Here is a 19,817-nt window from a genome sequence, read left to right as displayed (position 1 = left end):
GATGTCGTCCGCCCGCAAGGCCCGCCGGGGCCGTAGTCGCCTGCTGCGAATGCTGATCGTGCTGATCGTCGTCCTCGTGGTGGCGCTCGTCGCGCTGGTGGCGTGGTATCTGCTGGCGGGCCGGGTGCCCAAGCCGCCGGTCACGCCGCCCGCGCCGGAGCGGCCGTCCGCGCAACCGGCGAGCTGTCCCGATGTGCAGGTGATCGCGATCCCGGGGACGTGGGAGTCGAGCGCGGGTGACGATCCGTTCAACCCGACCGCGAACCCGAACTCGCTGATGTTGAACATCACGAGGCCGCTGCAGGCCGAGTTCGACCCGCAGCGCGCGCAGGTGTACACGGTGCCCTACGTGGCGCAGTTCTCGAATCCGATCGCGATTCCGCCGGACGGGCAGGCCTCCTACAACGTCAGCCGTGGGGAGGGCACCGCGAAGGCCACCGAGGTGATGGCGTCGATGCACGCCGAGTGTCCGCTGACGAGTTTCGTGCTCACCGGGTTCTCCCAGGGCGCGGTCATCGCCGGCGACGTCGCGGCGAGCATCGGCGCGGGCACCGGGCCGGTTCCGGAGGATCTGGTGCTCGGCGTCGGTGTGATCGCGGACGGTCGACGTGATCCGGCGGCCGCGCCGACGATCGGCCCGCCGGTGGGCGGGGTCGGCGCGGAGGTCGCGTTGGCCGGGATCAAGCTGCCGGGGATCACCATGACCGGCGCGCGGCCGGGCGGGTTCGGCACGCTCGCCGACCGGGCCGTGCAGATCTGCGCCCCGACCGACGGCATCTGCGACGCCCCCGACGGTGCGTTCGCACCGGGCAACTGGACCGCCAGTCTGTCCCGACTTCTCGGGTACGTGAACAACCCTGTGCATGCTCTGTACAACAGCTTCGGGGTGGATGAAAACGGCACCACTGCGACTCAGTGGATGACAAACTGGGCCGCCGACAAGGTCCGATCCGCTCCCACTCCCGCGCACGAGTAGCACTTTCCGCTCTGCGTACGAATAGGGAGTGACTGCACGTTCCGGATAGAGTTCCCCCGGCCACCTGCCGGACAGCCGAGCCCAGTTTCAGGAGAAATGATCGATGAGTTCCGCCGACGCCACCGCGCCGCGCAAGTTCCGGTTCGCCGCCGGTGGTGAGGGCAACGCCGAGGAGGGTGGCGCCCGGCGATTCGTGAAGCTGGCGCAGAAGGCCGAGGAACTCGGATACGACACGTTCATGATTCCCGACCACCTGGGCAACCAGGTGGGCCCGATCGCGGCGCTGGGCGCGCTCGCCGTCGCGACGGACAAGATCAGGCTCGGTACGGCGGTGTTGGCCAACGGCTTTCGGCATCCTGCGGTTCTGGCCAAGGACGCCGCGACCATCGACGTGCTCTCGGGTGGTCGCCTCGAGCTCGGTATCGGGGCCGGTTGGCTCAAGGACGAGTTCGACAAGGCGGGGATCGAGTACGAGCGTCCGGGCGTCCGCATCGCCAAGCTCGAGGAATCCCTCCAGATCCTGGACACGCTGCTGCGCGGACAGGAGTGCACGTTCACGGGGGAGCACTACCAGGTCAACGGACTCAAGGGCAGCCCTCGGCCCCGGCAGGGCCCGAGGCCGCCGATCGCGGTCGGTGGCGGCGGACCGAGGATGCTCGCGCTGGCCGCCCGCTACGCCGACATCATCTCCGTCGCGTCGCCGTCCAACAAGGAGGGCAAGATGCTGCTCTCCGGCATCACCCTCGAGGCGACCGCCGAGCGGGTGGAGCGGATCCGGGAGGCGGCCGGTGACCGATTCGACGACATCGAGCTGAACTGGACGATCACCACCGTCATGCCGACCGAGGACCGCGAGGCGATGGCGGAGATGGCGCTGGCGGCGCTCGCGAACGGGTATCCCCCGAACATCGAGGCGGATGTCACACTGACCGTGCAGGACATCCTCGAATCCCCGTACCTCGCGATCGGTACCCACGAGGAAATCGCCGATCAGATAAGGGCAGTTCGCGCTCGGACCTCGATGTCGTACGTCGGTATCTTCCCGACACAGATGGAGGCGTTCGCGCCGGTCGTGGCACAGCTGAAGGGTGAATGACCCGGATGGCCTAGTAACATTCTGATGGTTTGGGGTGCGAAGAGGTCCGTTACCAAGACGAGACCTGAGTATTGCTACTAGACATTGTTTGTGCGATCCCCCGCGGTCGCAGGGGATGAGGTCCGTCGGTGCACGATCCTGGTACCGGCAGGCTGCCTTGGAGGAGAAGGTATGAAGAACTTCGATGAGTACGTCGACGAGTCCGGCCACATCACACTGATGCCGGGCAGCACCCTCGTCGACTACGTCGAGCAGCACACTCGGGAGAACTCCGACGAGCTGGCATACCGCTACATCGACTACTCCCGCGAACGCGACGGCGAGGTCCACGAGCTGAACTGGACGGAGTTCGGTGTCCGGCTGCGGGCCGTCGCCGCCCGCCTCCAGCAGGTGACCAAGCCCGGCGACCGCGTCGCCGTCCTCGCACCGCAGGGCCTCGACTACGTCATCTCCTTCTTCGCCGCCATCCACGCCGGCACGATCGCCGTCCCGCTGTTCGATCCGGACGAGCCGGGCCACACGGACCGCCTGCACGCCGTCCTCGGCGACTGCGAACCGGCCGCGATCCTCACCGCCACCGAGTCGGCCGCCGGCGTGCGGCAGCTGTTCCGATCGCTGCCCGCCTCGCAGCGTCCCCGCATCATCGCGGTCGACGCGATCCCCGACACCGTCGGCGAGACCTGGGTCAACCCGGCGCCCGCGCTCGACGACATCGCGTACCTGCAGTACACGTCCGGTTCCACCCGTACCCCGGCGGGCGTCGAGATCACCCACCGCGCGGTCGGCACCAACGCGCTGCAGATGGTCGACGCGATCGGACTGACCACCGACTCCCGCGGCGTCACCTGGTTGCCGCTGTTCCACGACATGGGCCTGCTCACGGTGATCCTGCCCGCGCTGGGCGGCAAGTACATCACCATCATGAGCCCGCGCGCGTTCGTGGCGCGTCCGTACCGGTGGATCAAGGAGCTGGCGGCGGTCTCGGACGGCGCAGGCACCTTCGCCGCCGCCCCGAACTTCGCGTTCGAGCACGCCGCCGCGCGCGGGTTGCCGAAGAGCGGCGAGACGCTCGACCTGTCGAACGTCATCGGCCTGATCAACGGCAGCGAGCCGGTCACCACCGCGTCGATGCGCAAGTTCAACGAGGCCTTCGCGCCGTACGGCCTGCCGAAGACCGCGATCAAGCCGTCGTACGGCATGGCCGAGGCGACCCTGTTCGTGTCGACAACCGACCAGTCCGACGAGGCGCGGGTCATCCACGTCGACCGCGACCAGCTGAACCAGGGCCGGATGGTCAAGGTCGCGCAGGACGCGCCCGGCGCCATCGCGCAGGTGTCCTGCGGGCACGTCGCCCGCAGCCAGTGGGCCGCGATCGTCGACCCGGACACCGGCGCCGAGGTCCCCGACGAGCACGTCGGGGAGATCTGGCTGCACGGCAACAACATGGGCCAGGGTTACTGGGGTCGCCGCGAGGAGACCGAGCAGACGTTCCACAACCGCCTCGCCTCGCGGTTGGCCGAGGGCAGCAAGGCCGACGGTGCCCCCGACGACGCCAAGTGGATGCGCACCGGCGACTACGGCGTCTACGTGGACGGCGAGCTGTACATCACCGGACGCGTCAAGGACCTGGTGATCGTCGACGGCCGTAACCACTACCCGCAGGACCTCGAATACTCCGCACAGGAGGCCAGCGCGGCGCTGCGTCCCGGGTTCGTCGCGGCGTTCGCGGTGCCCGCCAACCAGCTGCCGAAGGAGGTCTTCGAGTCCGGTGTGACCGGCCTGACCTTCGACGCGGACGACGCGTCCGAGCAGCTGGTCGTGGTCGGCGAGCGTGCCCCCGGCGCGGGCAAGGCCGATCCGCAGCCGATCGCGGACGCGGTCCGGGCCGCGATCTCCACCCGCCACGGCGTCACCGCCCGCGACATCCTGCTGGTCCCCGCGGGATCGATTCCCCGCACGTCGAGCGGCAAGATCGCGCGACGCGCCTGCAAGGCGGCGTACATCGAGGGCACCCTGCGCGGCGGCCACCAGCAGACCGCGTTCCCGGACAGCGTCTGAGTTGACAGCGTCCCCGACGAGCCCTGCGACGACGAGTAGCGTGATGGATTGATGGCTGAGACAGAGATGACGGTCGCGCAGCTGCGCGAATGGTTGCGCAACTGGGTTGCCGAGGCCACCGGGCAACCGGTGGAGTCCATTTCGGACGACCGCCCGATGGAGGAGTTCGGGCTGTCCTCCCGGGACGCCGTCGCCCTGTCCGGCGAGATCGAGGACCTGGTCGGGGTCACGCTGCCCGCGACCGTCGCCTACCAGCACCCGACGATCGCCTCGCTGGCCACGCGCATCGTCGAGGGCGAGCCGGAGGCCCCGGCCGCGAGTGACGACGCCGCCTACTACGCGGTCAAGGACACTTCGCAGTCCCACGACATCGCCGTCGTCGGCCTGTCGTCGCGCTTCCCCGGCACCGGGCACACGCCCGACGAGATGTGGCGCCTGCTGATCGAGGGCCGTGACGCCGTCACCGACCTGCCCGAGGGTCGCTGGGCCGAGTTCAGGTCCGACCCGCAGATCGCCGCGGCCATCGACAAGGCCAACACCAAGGGCGGCTACCTCGACGACGTCAAGGGCTTCGACGCCGAGTTCTTCGCGATGTCGCCGCTCGAGGTCCGCAACGTCGACCCGCAGCAGCGACTGGCGCTGGAACTGACCTGGGAGGCGCTCGAGCACGCCCGGATCCCGGCCAACGAGCTCAAGGGCGAACAGGTCGGTGTCTTCATCGGCACGTCCACGAACGACTACCAGCTGCTCGCCGTCAGCGACCCGGTGCACGCCCACCCGTACGCGATCACCGGCACCTCGTCGTCGATCGTCGCGAACCGGGTCTCGTACTTCTACGACTTCCGCGGCCCGTCCGTCGCGATGGACACCGCGTGCTCGTCGTCGCTGGTCGCGGTGCACCAGGCGGTGCGGTCGCTGCGCACCGGCGAATCCGATCTCGCGCTGGCCGGCGGCGTCAACATGCTCGTCGCCCCGGCCGCGACCCTCGGGTTCGACGAGACCGGCGTCCTCACCGGCGACGGCCGGATCAAGGCCTTCTCCTCCGACGCCAACGGCATCGTCCGTGCCGAGGGCGGCGGCCTCGTCGTGCTCAAGCGGCTCGAGGACGCCGAACGCGACGGCGACACGATCCTCGCCGTCATCGCCGGCTCCGCCGTCAACCAGGACGGCCGCTCCAACGGGCTCGCCGCGCCGAACCCGGACGCGCAGGCGGACGTGCTGCGCAGCGCCTACCGGGACGCGGGCATCGCGCCGTCCGGCGTGGACTACATCGAGGCGCACGGCACCGGCACCATCCTCGGCGACCCGATCGAGGCGGACGCCCTCGGCCGCGTCGTGGGCCGCGGCCGTGACGCCGACAAGCCGGCCCTGCTCGGCTCGGCGAAGACGAACTTCGGCCACCTCGAGTCCGCGGCCGGAGCCGCCGGGCTGATCAAGGTCGTGCTGGCGATGCAGGAGGACAAGCTCCCGCCGTCGCTGAACTACGCGGGCCCCAATCCGTACATCGACTTCGACGGCGCCCGCCTGCAGGTGATCCCCGAGGCCGCCGACTGGCCGCGGTACACCGGCCGCGCCGTCGCCGGTGTCTCCGGCTTCGGCTTCGGCGGCACCAACGCCCACGTCGTGGTGCGCGAGTACACCCCCGTGAGTCCTTCCGGCCCGGACACGGACCACAACGACTCACGGTCGTCGGAGCTGCCCGACATCGAGGCCGATTCCGCGGTCATGCTCGCCGACGCCGCGGAGTCGATGGGCGTCGAAACCCTCCCCGAGCTGCCGGTGCTGCTGCCCGTGTCGGCGTCGATGCCGTCGCGCCGCCGTCGCGCCGCGTCCGACCTCGCGGACTGGCTCGAGACCGAGGTGGGCAGCGTCACCCCGCTGACCGACCTGGCCCGCACCCTCGCGCGGCGCAACCACGGCCGGTCCCGCGCGGTCGTCGTCGCGTCCACGCACGCCGAGGCGATCGCCGGACTGCGTGCGGTCGCCGCCGGCAAGCCCGGCCCCGGCGTGTTCTCCGCCGACGCGCCCGCCGCGAAGGGCCCTGTGTGGGTGTTCTCCGGTTTCGGCTCGCAGCATCGCAAGATGGCCAAGCAGCTGTACCTGAACAACGCGGTGTTCCGGGCCGCCGTCGACGAGGTCGACGAGCTGATCGAGTACGAGTCCGGCTACAAGATGGCCGAGAAGTTCGTCGACGACTCGATCGACTACGACGTCGAGACCTCGCAGGTCGGCATCTTCACCATCCAGATCGGCCTGGCCGCGCTGCTGCGCCACCACGGCGCCGAGCCGTCGGCCGCCGTCGGCCACTCGATGGGCGAGGCCGCCGCGGCGTACGTCACCGGTGGTCTCTCACTCGAGGACGCCGTCCGGGTCATCACCGCCCGCTCGCGGCTGATGGGGGAGGCCGAGGCGACCCTGTCCGGCGACGACATCCGGCTCATGGCGCTCGTCGAGTACTCGGCCGCCGAGATCGAGTCCGTCCTCGGCGACTTCCCGCACCTCGAGGTCTGCGTGTACGCGGCACCGACGCACACCGTCATCGGCGGGCCGCAGCCCGAGGTCGAGGCGATCGTCGCGCGCGCCGAGGCGGAGGAGAAGCTCGGTCGCATCCTGCAGACCAAGGGCGCGAGCCACACCTCGCAGGTCGATCCGATCCTCGGCGAATTCGCCGCGGAGCTGGCGGGCATCGAGCCGCACACACTGAAGGTCGGGCTGTACTCGTCGGTCGACAAGGAGACCTTCTACCGCGCGGGTCACGAACCGATCCACCCGGTCGAGTACTGGACCAAGGGGATGCGGCACAGCGTCTACTTCACCAACGCGGTGCGCATGGCCGTCGACGCCGGCCACACCACGTTCGTCGAGCTGGCACCGAACCCCGCGACGCTGATGTCGGTGGCCGCCACCGTCTTCGACGCGGGCGTCCACGACGCGCAGCTGATCCCGACCCTCAAGCGCAAGGAGGACGAGGAGGTCGGCGTCCTCACCGCGCTCGCGCAGCTGTACGTGCACGGTCAGCCGGTGGACCTGTCCTCGGTGCTGCCCGCGGGCGGCTATGCGAACCCGCCGCGCACCGCGTTCCAGCGCAAGGAGCACTGGCTCGACATCCAGGTTTCGGCGTCCGGTGCGACCCGGGCGCCCGGCGCGCACGTGGCGCTGCCCGACGGCAGGCACGTGTGGGAGGTCGCGGCGTCGGCCGTCACCGACCTGAACGGGCTCGCGACTTCCGCTGCCGCGCAGGTGCTCTCGGACGTGACCCTGACCGCGGCGATCGCCCACGGCGACCTCCCGAAGTCGGGAACACTGACCACCACCCTCGCCCCGCACCCCGGTGGCGGTGCGCTGCAGGTGCACTCGAAGCCTGCGGCAACGGGGAACGGGCCGCAGCTCGGCACGTTCACGCTGCTGCTCGACGCGGTCGTGTCGTCCGGCGAGGCGTTGCCGGAACTCGTTGTCGCCGAGCCGGTCACGCGTTCCAGCTCGCCGATGGAGGAGCTGCCCGAGGTCGTCGAATCCTTCGGCGACAAGTGGGATCCGAACGGCACCCAGACGATGGAGGACCGGCTCGCGCTGATCGTCGCCGAGTCGATGGGCTACGCACCCGAGGACCTGCCCGCCGAGATCCCGCTGATCGAACTGGGACTCGACTCGCTGATGGCGGTGCGGATCAAGAACCGCGTCGAGTACGAGTTCGACATCCCGCAGCTGCAGTTGCAGGCCGTGCGGGACGCGAACCTGCGCGAGGTCGAGAAGTACCTGCGCTACGCGATCGAGAACCGGGAAGAGGTCGAGGCGCTCGCCGCGCAGCAGCGCGCCGAGAAGGAGGCGGCCCAGCGGGCCGAGGGCGCCGAGGTCGAGAAGCCTTCCGCTGCAGTCGATTCCACGCTCGACGGGGAGACCACCAGCCCGGTCGCGGAAGCCGAACGCCTCCTCGTCGAGGGCGACGAGGGATCCTCTGACGGGGAGATCAACGTCCCGCCGCGCGACGCCGCCGAGCGGCTCGCGTTCGCGACCTGGGCGGTGGTGACCGGGAAGTCCGCGAAGGGCATCTTCACCATCCTGCCCGTCCTCGACGACGACACGGCCGAGAAGCTCGCGGCCCGGCTGACCGAGCGGGCGGGCGGCGAGATCACCTTCGACGACGTTCTCGACTCGGAGACGATCGAGCAGCTCGCGGAACGGGTACGTCCGCACCTCGAGGATGCGGGCAAGATCGAGGGTCTGGTGCGTGCCCTGCGCGCTCGTCCCGAAGGATCCTCCGCCGTACCGGTTTTCGTGTTCCACCCGGCCGGTGGATCGACGGTCGCCTACGAGCCGCTGCTGCGCCGACTGCCGGCGGGCACCCCGATGTACGGTTTCGAGCGCACCGAGGGACCGATCGAGGTCCGCGCCCGCGAGTACCTGCCGCTGATCAAGGAGATCCAGGGCGACGGCCCGTACGTGCTGTACGGATGGTCGCTCGGCGGCGTCCTCTCCTACGCGGTGGCCAAGCTGCTGCGTGCGGAGGGCAAGGACGTCCGGATCGTCGGCCTGATCGACACCGTCATGGCGGGCGAAGAGGTCGAGGACACCCCCGACGAGATCAAGAAGCGCTGGCAGCGGTACGCGGCATTCGCGAAGAAGACCTACAACGTCGACGCCCCGCTGCCCTACGACCGGCTGGCGGCCGCCGCGACCGACGAGGAGCAGATCACCATCCTGATGGATCTGCTCAAGGTCAGCGGTGCGCAGATCCCCGGCGGAATCATCGAGCACCAGCGCACGTCCTGGCTCGACAACCGGGCACTGCAGACCGCGAAGGTCGACAGCTACGACGGCGACGTCGTGCTGTACATGGCCGACAAGTACCACGACGACGCGATCGCGCTCGAACCCGCGTTCGCGACACGCGCGCCCGACGGCGGCTGGGGGAAGGCCGTGGCGAACCTCGAGATCATCCACGTCGGCGGCGACCACATCCAGGTCGTCGACGAACCGTACATCGCGAAGGTGGGGGCCGACCTGACCGAGAAGCTGGCCGCCATCGAGGCCGAGAACCGGAGCAACTGAGTGAGCAGCACCACCGCGGACAAGCTGGCGGACCTCAAGGAGAAGCTGGAGGCGGCGAAAGCCCCCGGCAACCCGAAGGCAATCGCGCGTCGCAAGGAGAAGGGCCTGCCGACGCCGCGCGAGCGCATCGACATGCTGCTCGACCCCGGCACCTTCGTCGAGACCGGTCAACTCGCGCGTCAGCCCGGTGACCCGTCGAACCCGTACGGCGACGGCGTCGTCACCGGCCACGGCCTCGTCGACGGCCGTCCCGTGTGCGTGTTCGCGCACGACCAGACCGTCTTCGGCGGCGCAGCCGGCGAGATCTTCGGCCGCAAGGTCGCGGCCATCGGAGACCTGGCCATCAAGATCGGCTGCCCCGTCGTCGGCATCAACGAGTCCGCGGGCGCCCGCATCCAGGACGCCGTCACGTCCCTCGCCTGGTACGCGGAGATGGGTCGTCGGCAGGAGCCGCTGTCGGGCATGTGCCCACAGATCTCGGTCATCCTCGGCAAGAACGCGGGCGGTGCCGTCTACGCCCCGATCAACACCGACGTCGTGGTCGCGACCGAGGAGTCGTACATGTTCGTCACCGGCCCGGACGTTATCAAGTCCGTCACCGGTGAGGACGTGAGCCTCGACGAACTCGGCGGCGCCCGCAACCAGGTCGAGTACGGCAACATCCACCACGTCGCACCGGACGAGAAGGCCGCGTTCGAGTGGGTGCGGCAGTACCTGAGCTACATGCCCTCGAGCTGCACCGAGACGCCGCCGATCATCAATCCCGGCCTCGAACCGGAGATCACACCCGACGACCTCGAACTCGACACGTTCATGCCCGACGCCGACAACGCCGGCTACGACATGCACGACATCCTGCTCAAGATCTTCGACGACGGCGACTTCCACGAGGTCCGCAGCCAGACCGCGCAGAACGTCATCACCGGGTTCGCGCGCGTCGACGGTCGTCCCGTCGGTGTGGTCGCGAACCAGCCGCTGCACCTGTCCGGTGCGCTGGACGCCGCGGCGTCGGACAAGGCCGCGCACTTCGTCCGCATCTGCAACGCATACAACCTCCCGTTGGTGTTCGTCGTCGACACCCCCGGCTTCCTCGTCGGCGTCGAGCAGGAGAAGATCGGCGTCATCAAGCGCGGCGGCCGGTTCCTGTTCTCGTACGTCGAGGCGACGGTCCCGAAGGTCACTGTCGTGGTGCGCAAGTCGTACGGCGGCGGCTACGCGGTGATGGGGTCCAAGCAGCTCGGGGCCGACGTGAACCTGGCGTGGCCCACCGCCCGCATCGCCGTCATGGGTGCCGAGGGCGCGGTCAACATCATCGGTCGCAGGCAGATCGAGGCGGCCGGTGAGAACGCCGCGGCCGTGCGCCGGGAGCTGATCAACTTCTACAACGAACACGTCGCGACGCCCTACATCGCGGCCGAGCGCGGCTACATCGACGCCGTCATCGACCCGTCGACGACCCGCCTCGAGATCCGCAAGGCGCTGACCCTCCTGCGCGACAAGACGGTCTACCAGAACCCCCGCAAGCATCACCTGCTGCCGTTCTGACGGCCGCTCACTCCGGCTGAAGGGCACCTTCATGCGGTTGAACCGCATGAGGGTGCCCTTCAGCCATTCGGTGCGCGGTAGGTGTTCGGCTCGCGGTGGGGCTCGCGGTAGGTGTTCGGCTCGCGGTGCGTTCGACGGCTGAAGGGCGCCTTCGTACGGATGAACCGTACGAAGGTGCCCTTCAGCCGGAGGAGGGGTGGGCGGCTACGGGTAGACGCGCATCATGCCGGGGCTCCACAGGCCGGAGCGGGTGACCTCGGTGGTGTCGACGGTCGCGGCGGTGGCGTCGGGGTAGTAGGGGGTGTACCGCTCCAGGGCGCCCCAGTCGCGACCCCAGTCGTCGCGCAGATAGGTCGGGACGGTGGAGGATTCGGCCAGCATCTCGGTCCAGCCGAGGGGTCCGCCGTTCTCGGCGGCCTGCCAGGTGTCGGTGGAGCTGACGGCCAGCGGGCGGTCGGGCAGGATGCGGTAGCCGGGGACCTCGGCGACCCCGTACCGGTGGTCGAACGGACGCTGGCAGGGGAACTGCAGGCCGACGGCCCAGTCCAGCAGAACGGGCTGCTCGGAGCCGACGTAGTCGTTGAGGGTCTGCAGCTGCGGCACCCGCGGCGGGGTGAACGCCAGCCACTGGTCGCCGGTGAGGTTCGGGTCGTTGGCGGTGACCCGGACGGCGTCGACGCCGTCGGGCAGTTCGTCGAGCGGGATTCGCAGGTTCCGCCACGACGGTGCGGGGCCGATGTCCTTGGGCAGGTAGCTGCCGAGGAGGGTGACGGTGCCGTCGGCGGCACGCCGGCCGTACTCGAGGCGCAGGGACTGCCCGTAGGTGACCTCGCCGTCCTTGCTCTCCGACCAGATGCGGCCGGCGGCGGAGATCACCACGAGCGGGGTCTGGTCACTGCGCGCAGGCAGCTGGTACCAGCTCGACGTCAGCAGCGCGGGCTCCTGCACGCCCTCCTGGTAGCTGCCGAGGACGGGGGTGGTGGCCGGGTCGAGGCCGAACGGCAGCTTCACGGTCGAGCCGTTGACGCCGAGGTCGCCGGTGCCGCCCTCGGTGCCCGCGTCGGCTCCGGTCGCGAAGGACGATCCGATGGACTGGCTGTCGGTGTTCGCCTGGCCCGGTTTGATCTCGGTGTAGTCGGCGGACAGGTCGGAGGGGACGCCGTTCGGGCTGAACCCGGTGGCGTCGACTCCGGCGAGCGGGTCGGCCGGATCGGCTCCGGGGGTGGCGATCGGCTGGAGCCGTCCGGCGTTCACGTCGGTTTCGGCGAGCACGTCGTCGGCGAGGCCGCACGGGGATCCGGTGACGGCGTCGACGTTGGAGCGGGCCAGCGAGTACGCCGGGTACTGCGAGACGGCGCCCTTGACCAGGGACAGCACCTCGAACAGCACCATCATCGCCGCGACGACGGTCAGCGGCATCGCGGCGAGGGCCTTGATGCGTCGACCTCGGGGGCCGGACGCCGTGATCTCCTTGCCGATGAAGTCCTCGCGGAAGAACTGCCAGCCGACGAGGACGACGGCGACCAGGAACAGCGCGAGCATCACCGTGTTGACCTGGATGCCGGCCAGGGAGATGGTCTTGTCGAACCACGGGATGCCGTAGCTCGAGACGTACCACCAGCCGTTGATTCCGGAGAACGAGAAGGCCAGGACGAGCAGGAGTCCGGCGGCGAACATGGTGCGGTTGCGCCGCGACCGCAGTGCGGTCGCCGACACCGCGACGGCGGTCAGCGCGGCGAGGGATCCGGCGATGCCCGCGTACGCACCGAAGTGGTGGGTCCACTTGGTCGGGTTGAACATCATGAAGAAGACGGTGCCGAAGACCACGCCGAGCAGACGCCACGACGGGCCGACGGCGGCGCCGGGCACCCGCTTGCGGCGCAGCAGGACGAACAGGGTGGTGAACAGACACAGCACCATCACCAGGAACGCGAACCGGCGGGCGACGGACCCGTCGACGGTCTGCACGAACAGGTAGTAGTAGCGGAGGAACTCCTCGTACCAGTGCATGTTCGGGCCGATCAGGGTGCGCACCCGGGTGGCCTCGCGGACACCGGCGAGCGTCTGGTCGGCGAACACCGCGACCAGCACGATCGCGCCGGAGGCGAGCAGTGGCGCGACCAGGGGCAGGGTGCCGACGGCGCGGTGCCTGCGGACGACGATCCGGATCATCGGCCGGGCACCGGCGAGGAGGGCGGCCACGCACATCAGTCCGGTCGGGGCGGCCCCGAGCGAGAACGCGGCGATCATGATCGCCGCGGCGGCGGGCAGGAGGCGTCCGGTGGCGATGGCGCGTTCGACGGAGCACCACGTCAGCAGCGCGCCGAGCGCGACGATCGGTTCGGGCCGCAGGCCGTTGTTGTAGGGCAGCCAGAAGGCGAGGAACACCAGCGCGCCCGTCCACACCGCGGCCTGGTTCAGCCGGACCGCGCGGCCGAGCCGCGGGATCACCTCGCGGCTGATCACCAGCCAGCACAGGATGCCGGCGATCAGCGCGGGGAGCCGCATCCACGGGCTCGCGGTGGAGACCTTCGCGAGGGCGGCGAGGACGTCGTAGTACCACCCGAACGGCGCCTCCGGGACACCGAACCAGCGGAAGTAGTTGGCCATGTAACCGGAGACCTCGGACACCCGGGCCATCGTCAGCAGGTACCCGTCGTCGGAGGTGTTGGCGCCGACGAAGTGCCACAGCACGAGGACGCCGACGACGAGTCCGTCCAGGGGACGCACCCGCCACCAGTGCGACGGGAAGAACCGGCGGTGGGTGCGGCCGTCGATGCCGTCGAGACGGTGCAGCGCGACCAGGGAACTGATCGTCATCAGGGCGGCCAGCACCATCGCCGTCAGCTTCAGCAGGGTCGGCGACGACGAGAACCGGGAGTCGATGTTCGCGGTCAGCGACAGTTCACCGGTCGGGTCGGCGTCGAGGTCGGTGAACACGCCGACGACCTGGGGTCGCAGGTCGCCGGTCAGTGTGCCGTCGACGGGAGCGCCGTCCACGGACAGGCCCTCGAACGTGGCGGTGGTCCGGTCGATGTCGGAGACGATGGTGATCGCCGAGCAACCGCCGGCCTCGACCTCGTCACGCGGTGCGGACGCGACCACGACGTTGCGGTCGAGGACGTCGACGCTGGAGTCGGTGACGCGGACGAACATCGCGTTGAGCGGGGCGCCGGTGCCCTGCGGCGGCGCGGTCGCGAGCAGCAGCCCGCCGGACGCGGGCAGCTCGCCGACCAGGCGACACGGGATGGTGGCCTGCAGGTCGATCGGCACCTGCGCGACGAGCGGTGCCTCGACGTCCGCGACACCCCCGGACTGCGGCCAGCTCAGGCTCGCCGTGGTCTGCGTGATCGGCAGCAGCGGGGTGGCGATCGCGAGCAGGAACCCGAGCAGACCGGTGACGATCGCGACCAGCCGCGCGGTCCGGTACCGAGCCCGCAGATCGACCGGTTCCGGTTCGGCGGTGGCTGGTGCGGTGGCTGTCAGGGCGTCGGACACGATTGACGATGGTATGCGAGCAGTCTGAGTGACCGGCACCGCGTCGGGAATGCAGGCCTCAGCGGGCGGCGATCGGCCCCGGTGACCACAGCCCGGATCGGGTCACGGTCTCGACGCCGACCGCGGCCGTCGTGGCGGTTTCGTCCCGCGGCGTGTACCGCTCGAGCGATCCCCAGTCCCGGTCCCAGTCGTGGTCGAGGTAGCTGGGCATGGTCTGCGCGGTGAGCAGCAGGTCGACCCAGCCGAGCGGGCCGCCGCCGAAGCTGTCCTGCCACGCGTTCGTGGAGTCGGCGCCGACCCGGTCGGGCAGAATCCGGTACTCCGGCACCTCCGCGACGCCGTACCGGTGGTCGAAGGGACGCTGGCACGGGAAGGACAGGCCGACGGACCAGTCCAGCAGCACCGGTGCCTGCGACCCGACGACGTCCTGCAGTGTCTGAGTCTGTGGCAGTCGCGGCGGGGTGACGGCGAGCCACTGCTTCGGGGTGAGGTCGTGGTCGTCGGCGACGAGCCGGACGGCGTCGGCGTCGGCGGGGATCAGGTCGGTGGGCACCCGCAGGTTCCGCCACGACGGGGACGGCCCGATGTCGATCGGCGCGACGGAGCCGCGGACCTCGACCTCGCCGTTCGCCGCCCGGGTCCCGTACTCGACACGCAGGTCCTGTCCGGCGGTGACGATGCCGTCCGGGTCGACGTAACGGATGCGGCCCGCGGCGGTGATCACCAGCAGCGGGGTGGCGTCGCTGCGCTGAGGCAAGGCGTACCAGCCGGTGGTCAGGTGTGCCGGCTCGGCGGCGCCGAAGCTGCCGAGGACCGGGGTGGTGGCCGGGTCCAGCCCGTAGGGCAGGGCGACGGAGCTGCCGTTGACGCCGGTGGTGCCGGTGCCGCCGCCGGTGCCCGCCGAGGTGCTCGCGGTGGCTGTGGTGGTCGACTGGGAGTCGACGGTGTTGGCGCCGCCGGTGGTCGTGATCTCCTCGTCGGCGGTCAGGTCGACGGGCACGCCGTTGGGCGTGAACCCGACGTTCTCGCCCGCGCCGAGCGGGTCGGGACCGGAGGCCAGGGGGGTGAGCATCCCGGCGTTCGCGTCGGGTTCGATCAGGACGTCGTTCGCGAGCGCACAGGTGTCCCCGGTGAGGGTGTCGAGGTTGGACCGCGCCACCGAGTACGCCGGGTACTGCCCGACGGCGGCCTTCGCCAGCGACAGCACCTCGACGAGCACGATGAACGCGGCCGCGAGCGTCAGCGGCGACGCGACCAGTGTGCGGAGCCGGCCGCTGATCGGCTGTTCGGGCTCCCGGTACGGTTCGCGCAGGTGCTGCCAGCCGGCGTAGAGCAGCACCAGCAGGCTCAGCGCCAGGAACGCGGTCGAGAAGGGTTTGCCGCTGATCGAGGGGGCCTTGTCCCACCAGGGCACCCCGTAGCTCGAGACGTACCACCAGCCGTTGGAGCCGGTGAACGCCAACGCGAGCAGGAACAGCACCCCGGACGCGAACAGCGCGCGGTTGCGCCGCGACCGGGCCGTCGCGGCGGCGATGCCGACCGCGGTGACCGCGGCGATGGACCCCGCGAGACCGGCGTACACACCGAAGTGGTGGGTCCACTTCGTCGGCGTCGTCATCATCAGCAGCAGGGAGACGAAGACGATGCCGAGGATGCGGCGCGACGGTCCGGCGGCGGCGCCGGGGATCCGCCCCCGGCCGCGCAATAGCAGCATCGCGCACACGATCAGGCACAGCACCATCGTGAAGACGCCGAACCGGCGGGCGAGCGACCCGTCGGGGGAGACGTTGAGCAGCGCCTCGTAGCGCTGGTACTCGCCGAACCAGGAGACGTTCGGGCCGATCGCGGTGCGCACCTCCACGGCCTCGAGCACCGTCGCGAGGGTCTGGTCGGCGAAGATCGCGATCAGGACGACGGTGCCTGCCGCGAGGATCGGTGCCAACAGCGCGGCGACCCCGACGTCGCGGGCGCGGGTGACGACCAGTTTCACCAGGGGTCGCAGGCTGACGATCAGCGCCGCGACGGCGATGACGCCGGTGGGTCCGGCGGCGAGCGAGAACGCGGCGATCAGCACACCGATCGCGGCGGGCAGCATGCGTCCGGTGGCGATGGCCCGTTCGATCGAGCACCAGGTGAGGAGGGCGCCGAGCGCGATCACCGGCTCCGGACGCAGTCCGTTGTCGTACGGGAGCCAGAAGGAGAGGAACACCAGGCCGGCGGTCCAGACGGCGATCCGGTTTCGGCGCACCGCCCGCCCGAGGCGGGGGATCACCTCGCGGCTGATCACCAGCCAGCACAGGATCGCGGCGATCAGCGTGGGCAGGCGCATCCAGGTGCTGGCGGTGCCGACCTTCGCCATGGCCGCCAGGACGTCGTAGTACCAGCCGAACGGGGCCTCCGACACCCCGAACCAGCGGTAGTAGTTGGCCATGTAGCCGGAGTGCTCCGACGCCCGCGCCATCGTCAGCAGGTAGCCGTCGTCGGAGGTGTTCGCGCCGATGAAGTGCCAGACGACCAGCGTGCCGATCACGACGGCGTCGACGCCGCGCAGCCGCAGCCAGTGCCGGGGCAGGAAGTGGCGGGCCCGGCGGCCGTCGCGCAGGTCGAGGCGGTGCAGCGCTGCGAGCGAGACCAGCGTGGCGAGCGCCCCGACGATCATCGCGAGCAGTTTGAAGGTCGTCGGACTCGACGAGAAGCGCGAGTCGATGTCGGCGTGGACCTGCATCCCGTCCGGTGCCGGTCCGGTGAGGTCGGTGAAGAAGCCGACCATCTGCGGACGCTGGTCGCCGAGCACCTCGGCCGTGACCGGCTCGTCGGTCGCGGTCAGGCCGGCGAACTCGGCGGTGGTGTGGTCGGCGTCCGAGTGGACGGTCAGGGCGGTGCACCCGGTCAGGTCGGCGAGCGGTGCCGCGACGAGGCGGGCGCCGCGCAGTTCGACGGAGACGGTGCGGTCGGCGTCCGGCGCGACGGTGACGGACAGTCCGACGGCGTCGGCGTCGGGGGCGTCCGAGGGAACCGTGGACAGCACGTTGTCCGCGTCGGTGCCGCCTCCCGCCCCGTCCAGGTCGGCGAGGACCGCGCAGGGAATGCGGATGTCGAGGGTGAGCGGCTCGTACGTCACCAACGGCGCCTCGACGCCGGCGAGGGTGCCGTTCTGCGGCCACGAGACCGACGCGGCCTGCTGCGCGACCGGCAGCAGCGGGGTCGCGACGGCGAGGAGGAAGCCGAGGAGTCCGGTGACGACGGCGATCAGGCGCGCGGTGCGTGACGCGGACCGATCGGGAGCCGGCGCTGCCGACGTGTGCGGGGCCGACGTGTCGGGGGCCGACGGTGCGGACTGGACAACGGGGGCGTCGGACTCGGCAGGCACAAGCACCGATCGTATGGGATGCGCGGGGCGGTCCCGGGAATGCAGCCAAGGGCTGCTGCAGTTAGGCTACTTCCTACGATATGTAGGAAAATCGAGACAGAGTTCAGGGGTGGTGGCATGGCGCGGGCGGGTCTCTCCGAGCAGCGGCTGGTCCGTGCGGGCGCCGATCTGGCCGACGAGATCGGTTTCGACCGGGTCACCGTGTCGGCGTTGGCGCGCCGATTCGACGTGAAGGCCGCCAGTCTGTACTCCCACCTCGGCGGCTCGGACGACCTGCGGACCAAGATCGCGCTCCTCGCGCTCGGCGAACTGGCCGAGCGGAGTGCCGACGCCCTCGCCGGCAGGGCCGGCCGGGAGGCACTCGTCGCGCTCGCGAACGCCCACCGCGACTATGCCCGCCGACATCCCGGTCGATTCGCCGCCACGCAGCTCCGCCTCGACCCGGCCGCAGTCGAGGCGAGCGACGGCCGACGCCTCGGCGAGATGATGCGGGCGATCCTGCGGGGCTACGACCTCGCCGGCTCCGACCAGACGCACGCCGTGCGGCTGATCGGCAGTGTGGTGAGCGGTTTCGTGAACCTCGAGGCGGCCGGCGGATTCGACCACAGCTCCCCGGGCAGCGACGAGAGCTGGTCGTGGGCCCTGAACGCACTCGACCGGATGCTCCGCTCCGGCGCGTCCACCACCGACGAAAGTGACTCCTGAATGCGTGACGACCTGACCGCCACGCCCCTCACGGCCGCCGTCGTGCGCGGCGCCATGGACCTCGAGGACACCGGCCGCGGGGTGCTGCCGCACCGGCTCCCGGCCTGGGCGCGCGCCCAGTGTCCGGACCCGCAACTGGCGGTGTCCGAGTCGCAGCCCTCCGGTGTGCGGGTGGCGTTCCGGTCCCGGGCCACGGTGGTCGAACTCGACGTCCTGCCGACCAAGGCGACCTATCCGGGATTCCCGCGCCGCACCGACGGCGTCTACGACCTGCTCGTCGACGGGGCACCCACCGCGCAGGCCGTCGCGACCGGCGGCGACGTGCAGACGATCGATCTGGCGACGGGGACCTCCACGACGCGGCCGGGTGAGGCGACGACGCTCCGCTTCACCGATCTCCCCGAGCGGGAGAAGGACATCGAGATCTGGCTTCCGCACAACGAGAGAACCCAACTGGTCGCCCTGCGCACCGACGCGCCGGTGGAGCCGTGGCGTGAGCGGACGGTGTGGCTGCACCACGGCAGCTCGATCAGTCAGGGCTCCAACGCAGTCAGGCCGACCGGCATCTGGCCCGCGATCGGTGCGTCCGCCGGTGGTGTGGACCTGGTGAACCTCGGGTTCGGCGGCAGCATGCTGCTCGACCCGTTCGCCGCGCGGGTGATTCGCGATGCGCGGGCCGATCTGATCAGCCTCAAGATCGGCATCAACCTGGTCAACACGGATCTCATGCGGCTGCGGGCGTTCCGTCCCGCCGTGCACGGGTTCCTGGACACCATCCGGGACGGCCACCCGGAGACCCCGCTGGTCGTGATCTCGCCTCTGTACTGCGGTATCCACGAAACATCGCCAGGGCCAAGCATTTTCGATCTCGATGCGCTCCGTGACGGTGTGATCCGGTACCGATCGGCGGGAGACCCGGCGGAGCGGGCGGCGGGCAAGCTCACGCTCGAGGTCATCCGGGCAGAGCTCGCGGCCGTCATCGCCCAGCGGGCCGGGGACGATCCGCACCTGCACCTGCTGGACGGGCGAGACCTCTACGGGGAGAGCGACTCCGCCCTGCTGCCGCTGCCCGACCTGCTGCACCCCGACGAGGCCACTCACCGCCTGGTCGGGGAACGGTTCGCGCAGTACGCGTTCGGGCCGGAGGGCCCGTTCGGCCGTCGGATGCCCGGTCGCGGCGGAGAGCGGACGTCCGACACTCCGATGTCGTCGGCGCGATGACCGGATCCGCCGGCGGTGCGGGAGGGGACGCACTGCCGGCGGGCGGGTCGGAAACGGGCGCCGCCGAGGGGACGGCGCCCGCCGGGGTCAGGATTCGAGGGTGAATCCACCCTCACCCTCGCCGCCCTCGGCGGTGCTGCCGAAGCCGGGGCCGAGGAGTTCGGCGAAAAGGGAGATGAGGGCCGCGTGGTTCCGGCATCCGGTGGGTGCCGGATGCCATTCGACAGGGCCGGGCCCACCACCCGCCAGGGGACGGGCGCAGGTTAGGGACCGGGTAGGGGCGAGCCGAACATCCCCCA

At 70.4% G+C, this 19,817-nt stretch carries 9 protein-coding genes; 7 read left to right on the top strand and 2 right to left on the bottom strand.

The genetic code is table 11. The annotated features are described in order from the left end of the window. Position 1: 1 nt before the first annotated feature. The 5 genes from ACFYVR_RS13990 to ACFYVR_RS13970 all read left to right on the top strand — a co-directional run bounded on the left by ACFYVR_RS13990 (position 2) and on the right by ACFYVR_RS13970 (position 10,724). Positions 2 to 976 (top strand): cutinase family protein, encoded by a 975-nt coding sequence (locus ACFYVR_RS13990; protein WP_387473974.1) that lies wholly within the window; start codon positions 2 to 4, stop codon positions 974 to 976. A 103-nt stretch (positions 977 to 1,079) separates the two neighbouring features. Then, the gene (locus tag ACFYVR_RS13985; protein WP_387473972.1) at positions 1,080 to 2,072 is read left to right on the top strand and encodes an LLM class F420-dependent oxidoreductase; all 993 of its coding nucleotides are present in this window, start codon (positions 1,080 to 1,082) and stop codon (positions 2,070 to 2,072) included. A gap of 171 nt (positions 2,073 to 2,243) precedes the next feature. Continuing rightward, positions 2,244 to 4,130 (top strand): long-chain-fatty-acid--AMP ligase FadD32, encoded by a 1,887-nt coding sequence (gene fadD32 / locus ACFYVR_RS13980; protein WP_387473970.1) that lies wholly within the window; start codon positions 2,244 to 2,246, stop codon positions 4,128 to 4,130. Between the two features lie 66 nt (positions 4,131 to 4,196). Then, positions 4,197 to 9,179, top strand: a complete 4,983-nt coding sequence (pks13, locus tag ACFYVR_RS13975) for a polyketide synthase Pks13 (RefSeq protein WP_387474227.1) — start codon at positions 4,197 to 4,199, stop codon at positions 9,177 to 9,179. Next, positions 9,180 to 10,724 (top strand): acyl-CoA carboxylase subunit beta, encoded by a 1,545-nt coding sequence (locus ACFYVR_RS13970; protein WP_387473968.1) that lies wholly within the window; start codon positions 9,180 to 9,182, stop codon positions 10,722 to 10,724. 204 nt (positions 10,725 to 10,928) lie between these two features. Here ACFYVR_RS13970 and ACFYVR_RS13965 read toward each other — a convergent pair whose 3' ends face one another. Then, on the bottom strand, positions 10,929 to 14,222 hold the full coding sequence (locus tag ACFYVR_RS13965) for an arabinosyltransferase domain-containing protein (protein WP_387473966.1): 3,294 nt from the start codon (positions 14,220 to 14,222) through the stop codon (positions 10,929 to 10,931). 58 nt (positions 14,223 to 14,280) lie between these two features. Beyond that, the gene (locus ACFYVR_RS13960; RefSeq protein WP_387473964.1) at positions 14,281 to 17,592 is read right to left on the bottom strand and encodes an arabinosyltransferase domain-containing protein; all 3,312 of its coding nucleotides are present in this window, start codon (positions 17,590 to 17,592) and stop codon (positions 14,281 to 14,283) included. Between the two features lie 117 nt (positions 17,593 to 17,709). Here ACFYVR_RS13960 and ACFYVR_RS13955 point away from each other — a divergent pair, with 117 nt between their 5' ends. Both ACFYVR_RS13955 and ACFYVR_RS13950 read left to right on the top strand, forming a co-directional pair. Beyond that, positions 17,710 to 18,297: a TetR/AcrR family transcriptional regulator gene (locus ACFYVR_RS13955; protein ID WP_387473962.1), complete on the top strand. Its 588-nt coding sequence runs from the start codon at positions 17,710 to 17,712 to the stop codon at positions 18,295 to 18,297. Continuing rightward, a complete protein-coding gene (locus ACFYVR_RS13950; RefSeq protein ID WP_387473960.1) occupies positions 18,298 to 19,518 on the top strand; it encodes a GDSL-type esterase/lipase family protein in 1,221 nt (406 codons plus the stop codon). It abuts the gene before it with no gap. Positions 19,519 to 19,817 lie beyond the last annotated feature (299 nt).

Source organism: Rhodococcus sp. NPDC003318 (assembly GCF_042879035.1).
Taxonomy (GTDB): Bacteria; Actinomycetota; Actinomycetes; order Mycobacteriales; family Mycobacteriaceae; genus Rhodococcus_G.
Note: the sequence above shows the minus strand (reverse complement) of the source record. Positions and strands in the feature narration are given on the sequence as shown.

Bases quoted from the DNA above. Each gene is read 5' to 3' on its own strand.
- ACFYVR_RS13950 (WP_387473960.1), top strand. From the start codon at position 18,298: ATGCGTGACGACCTGACCGCCACGCCCCTCACGGCCGCCGTCGTGCGC.
- ACFYVR_RS13990 (WP_387473974.1), top strand. From the start codon at position 2: ATGTCGTCCGCCCGCAAGGCCCGCCGGGGCCGTAGTCGCCTGCTGCGA.
- fadD32 (WP_387473970.1), top strand. From the start codon at position 2,244: ATGAAGAACTTCGATGAGTACGTCGACGAGTCCGGCCACATCACACTG.
- pks13 (WP_387474227.1), top strand. From the start codon at position 4,197: ATGACGGTCGCGCAGCTGCGCGAATGGTTGCGCAACTGGGTTGCCGAG.
- ACFYVR_RS13955 (WP_387473962.1), top strand. From the start codon at position 17,710: ATGGCGCGGGCGGGTCTCTCCGAGCAGCGGCTGGTCCGTGCGGGCGCC.
- ACFYVR_RS13985 (WP_387473972.1), top strand. From the start codon at position 1,080: ATGAGTTCCGCCGACGCCACCGCGCCGCGCAAGTTCCGGTTCGCCGCC.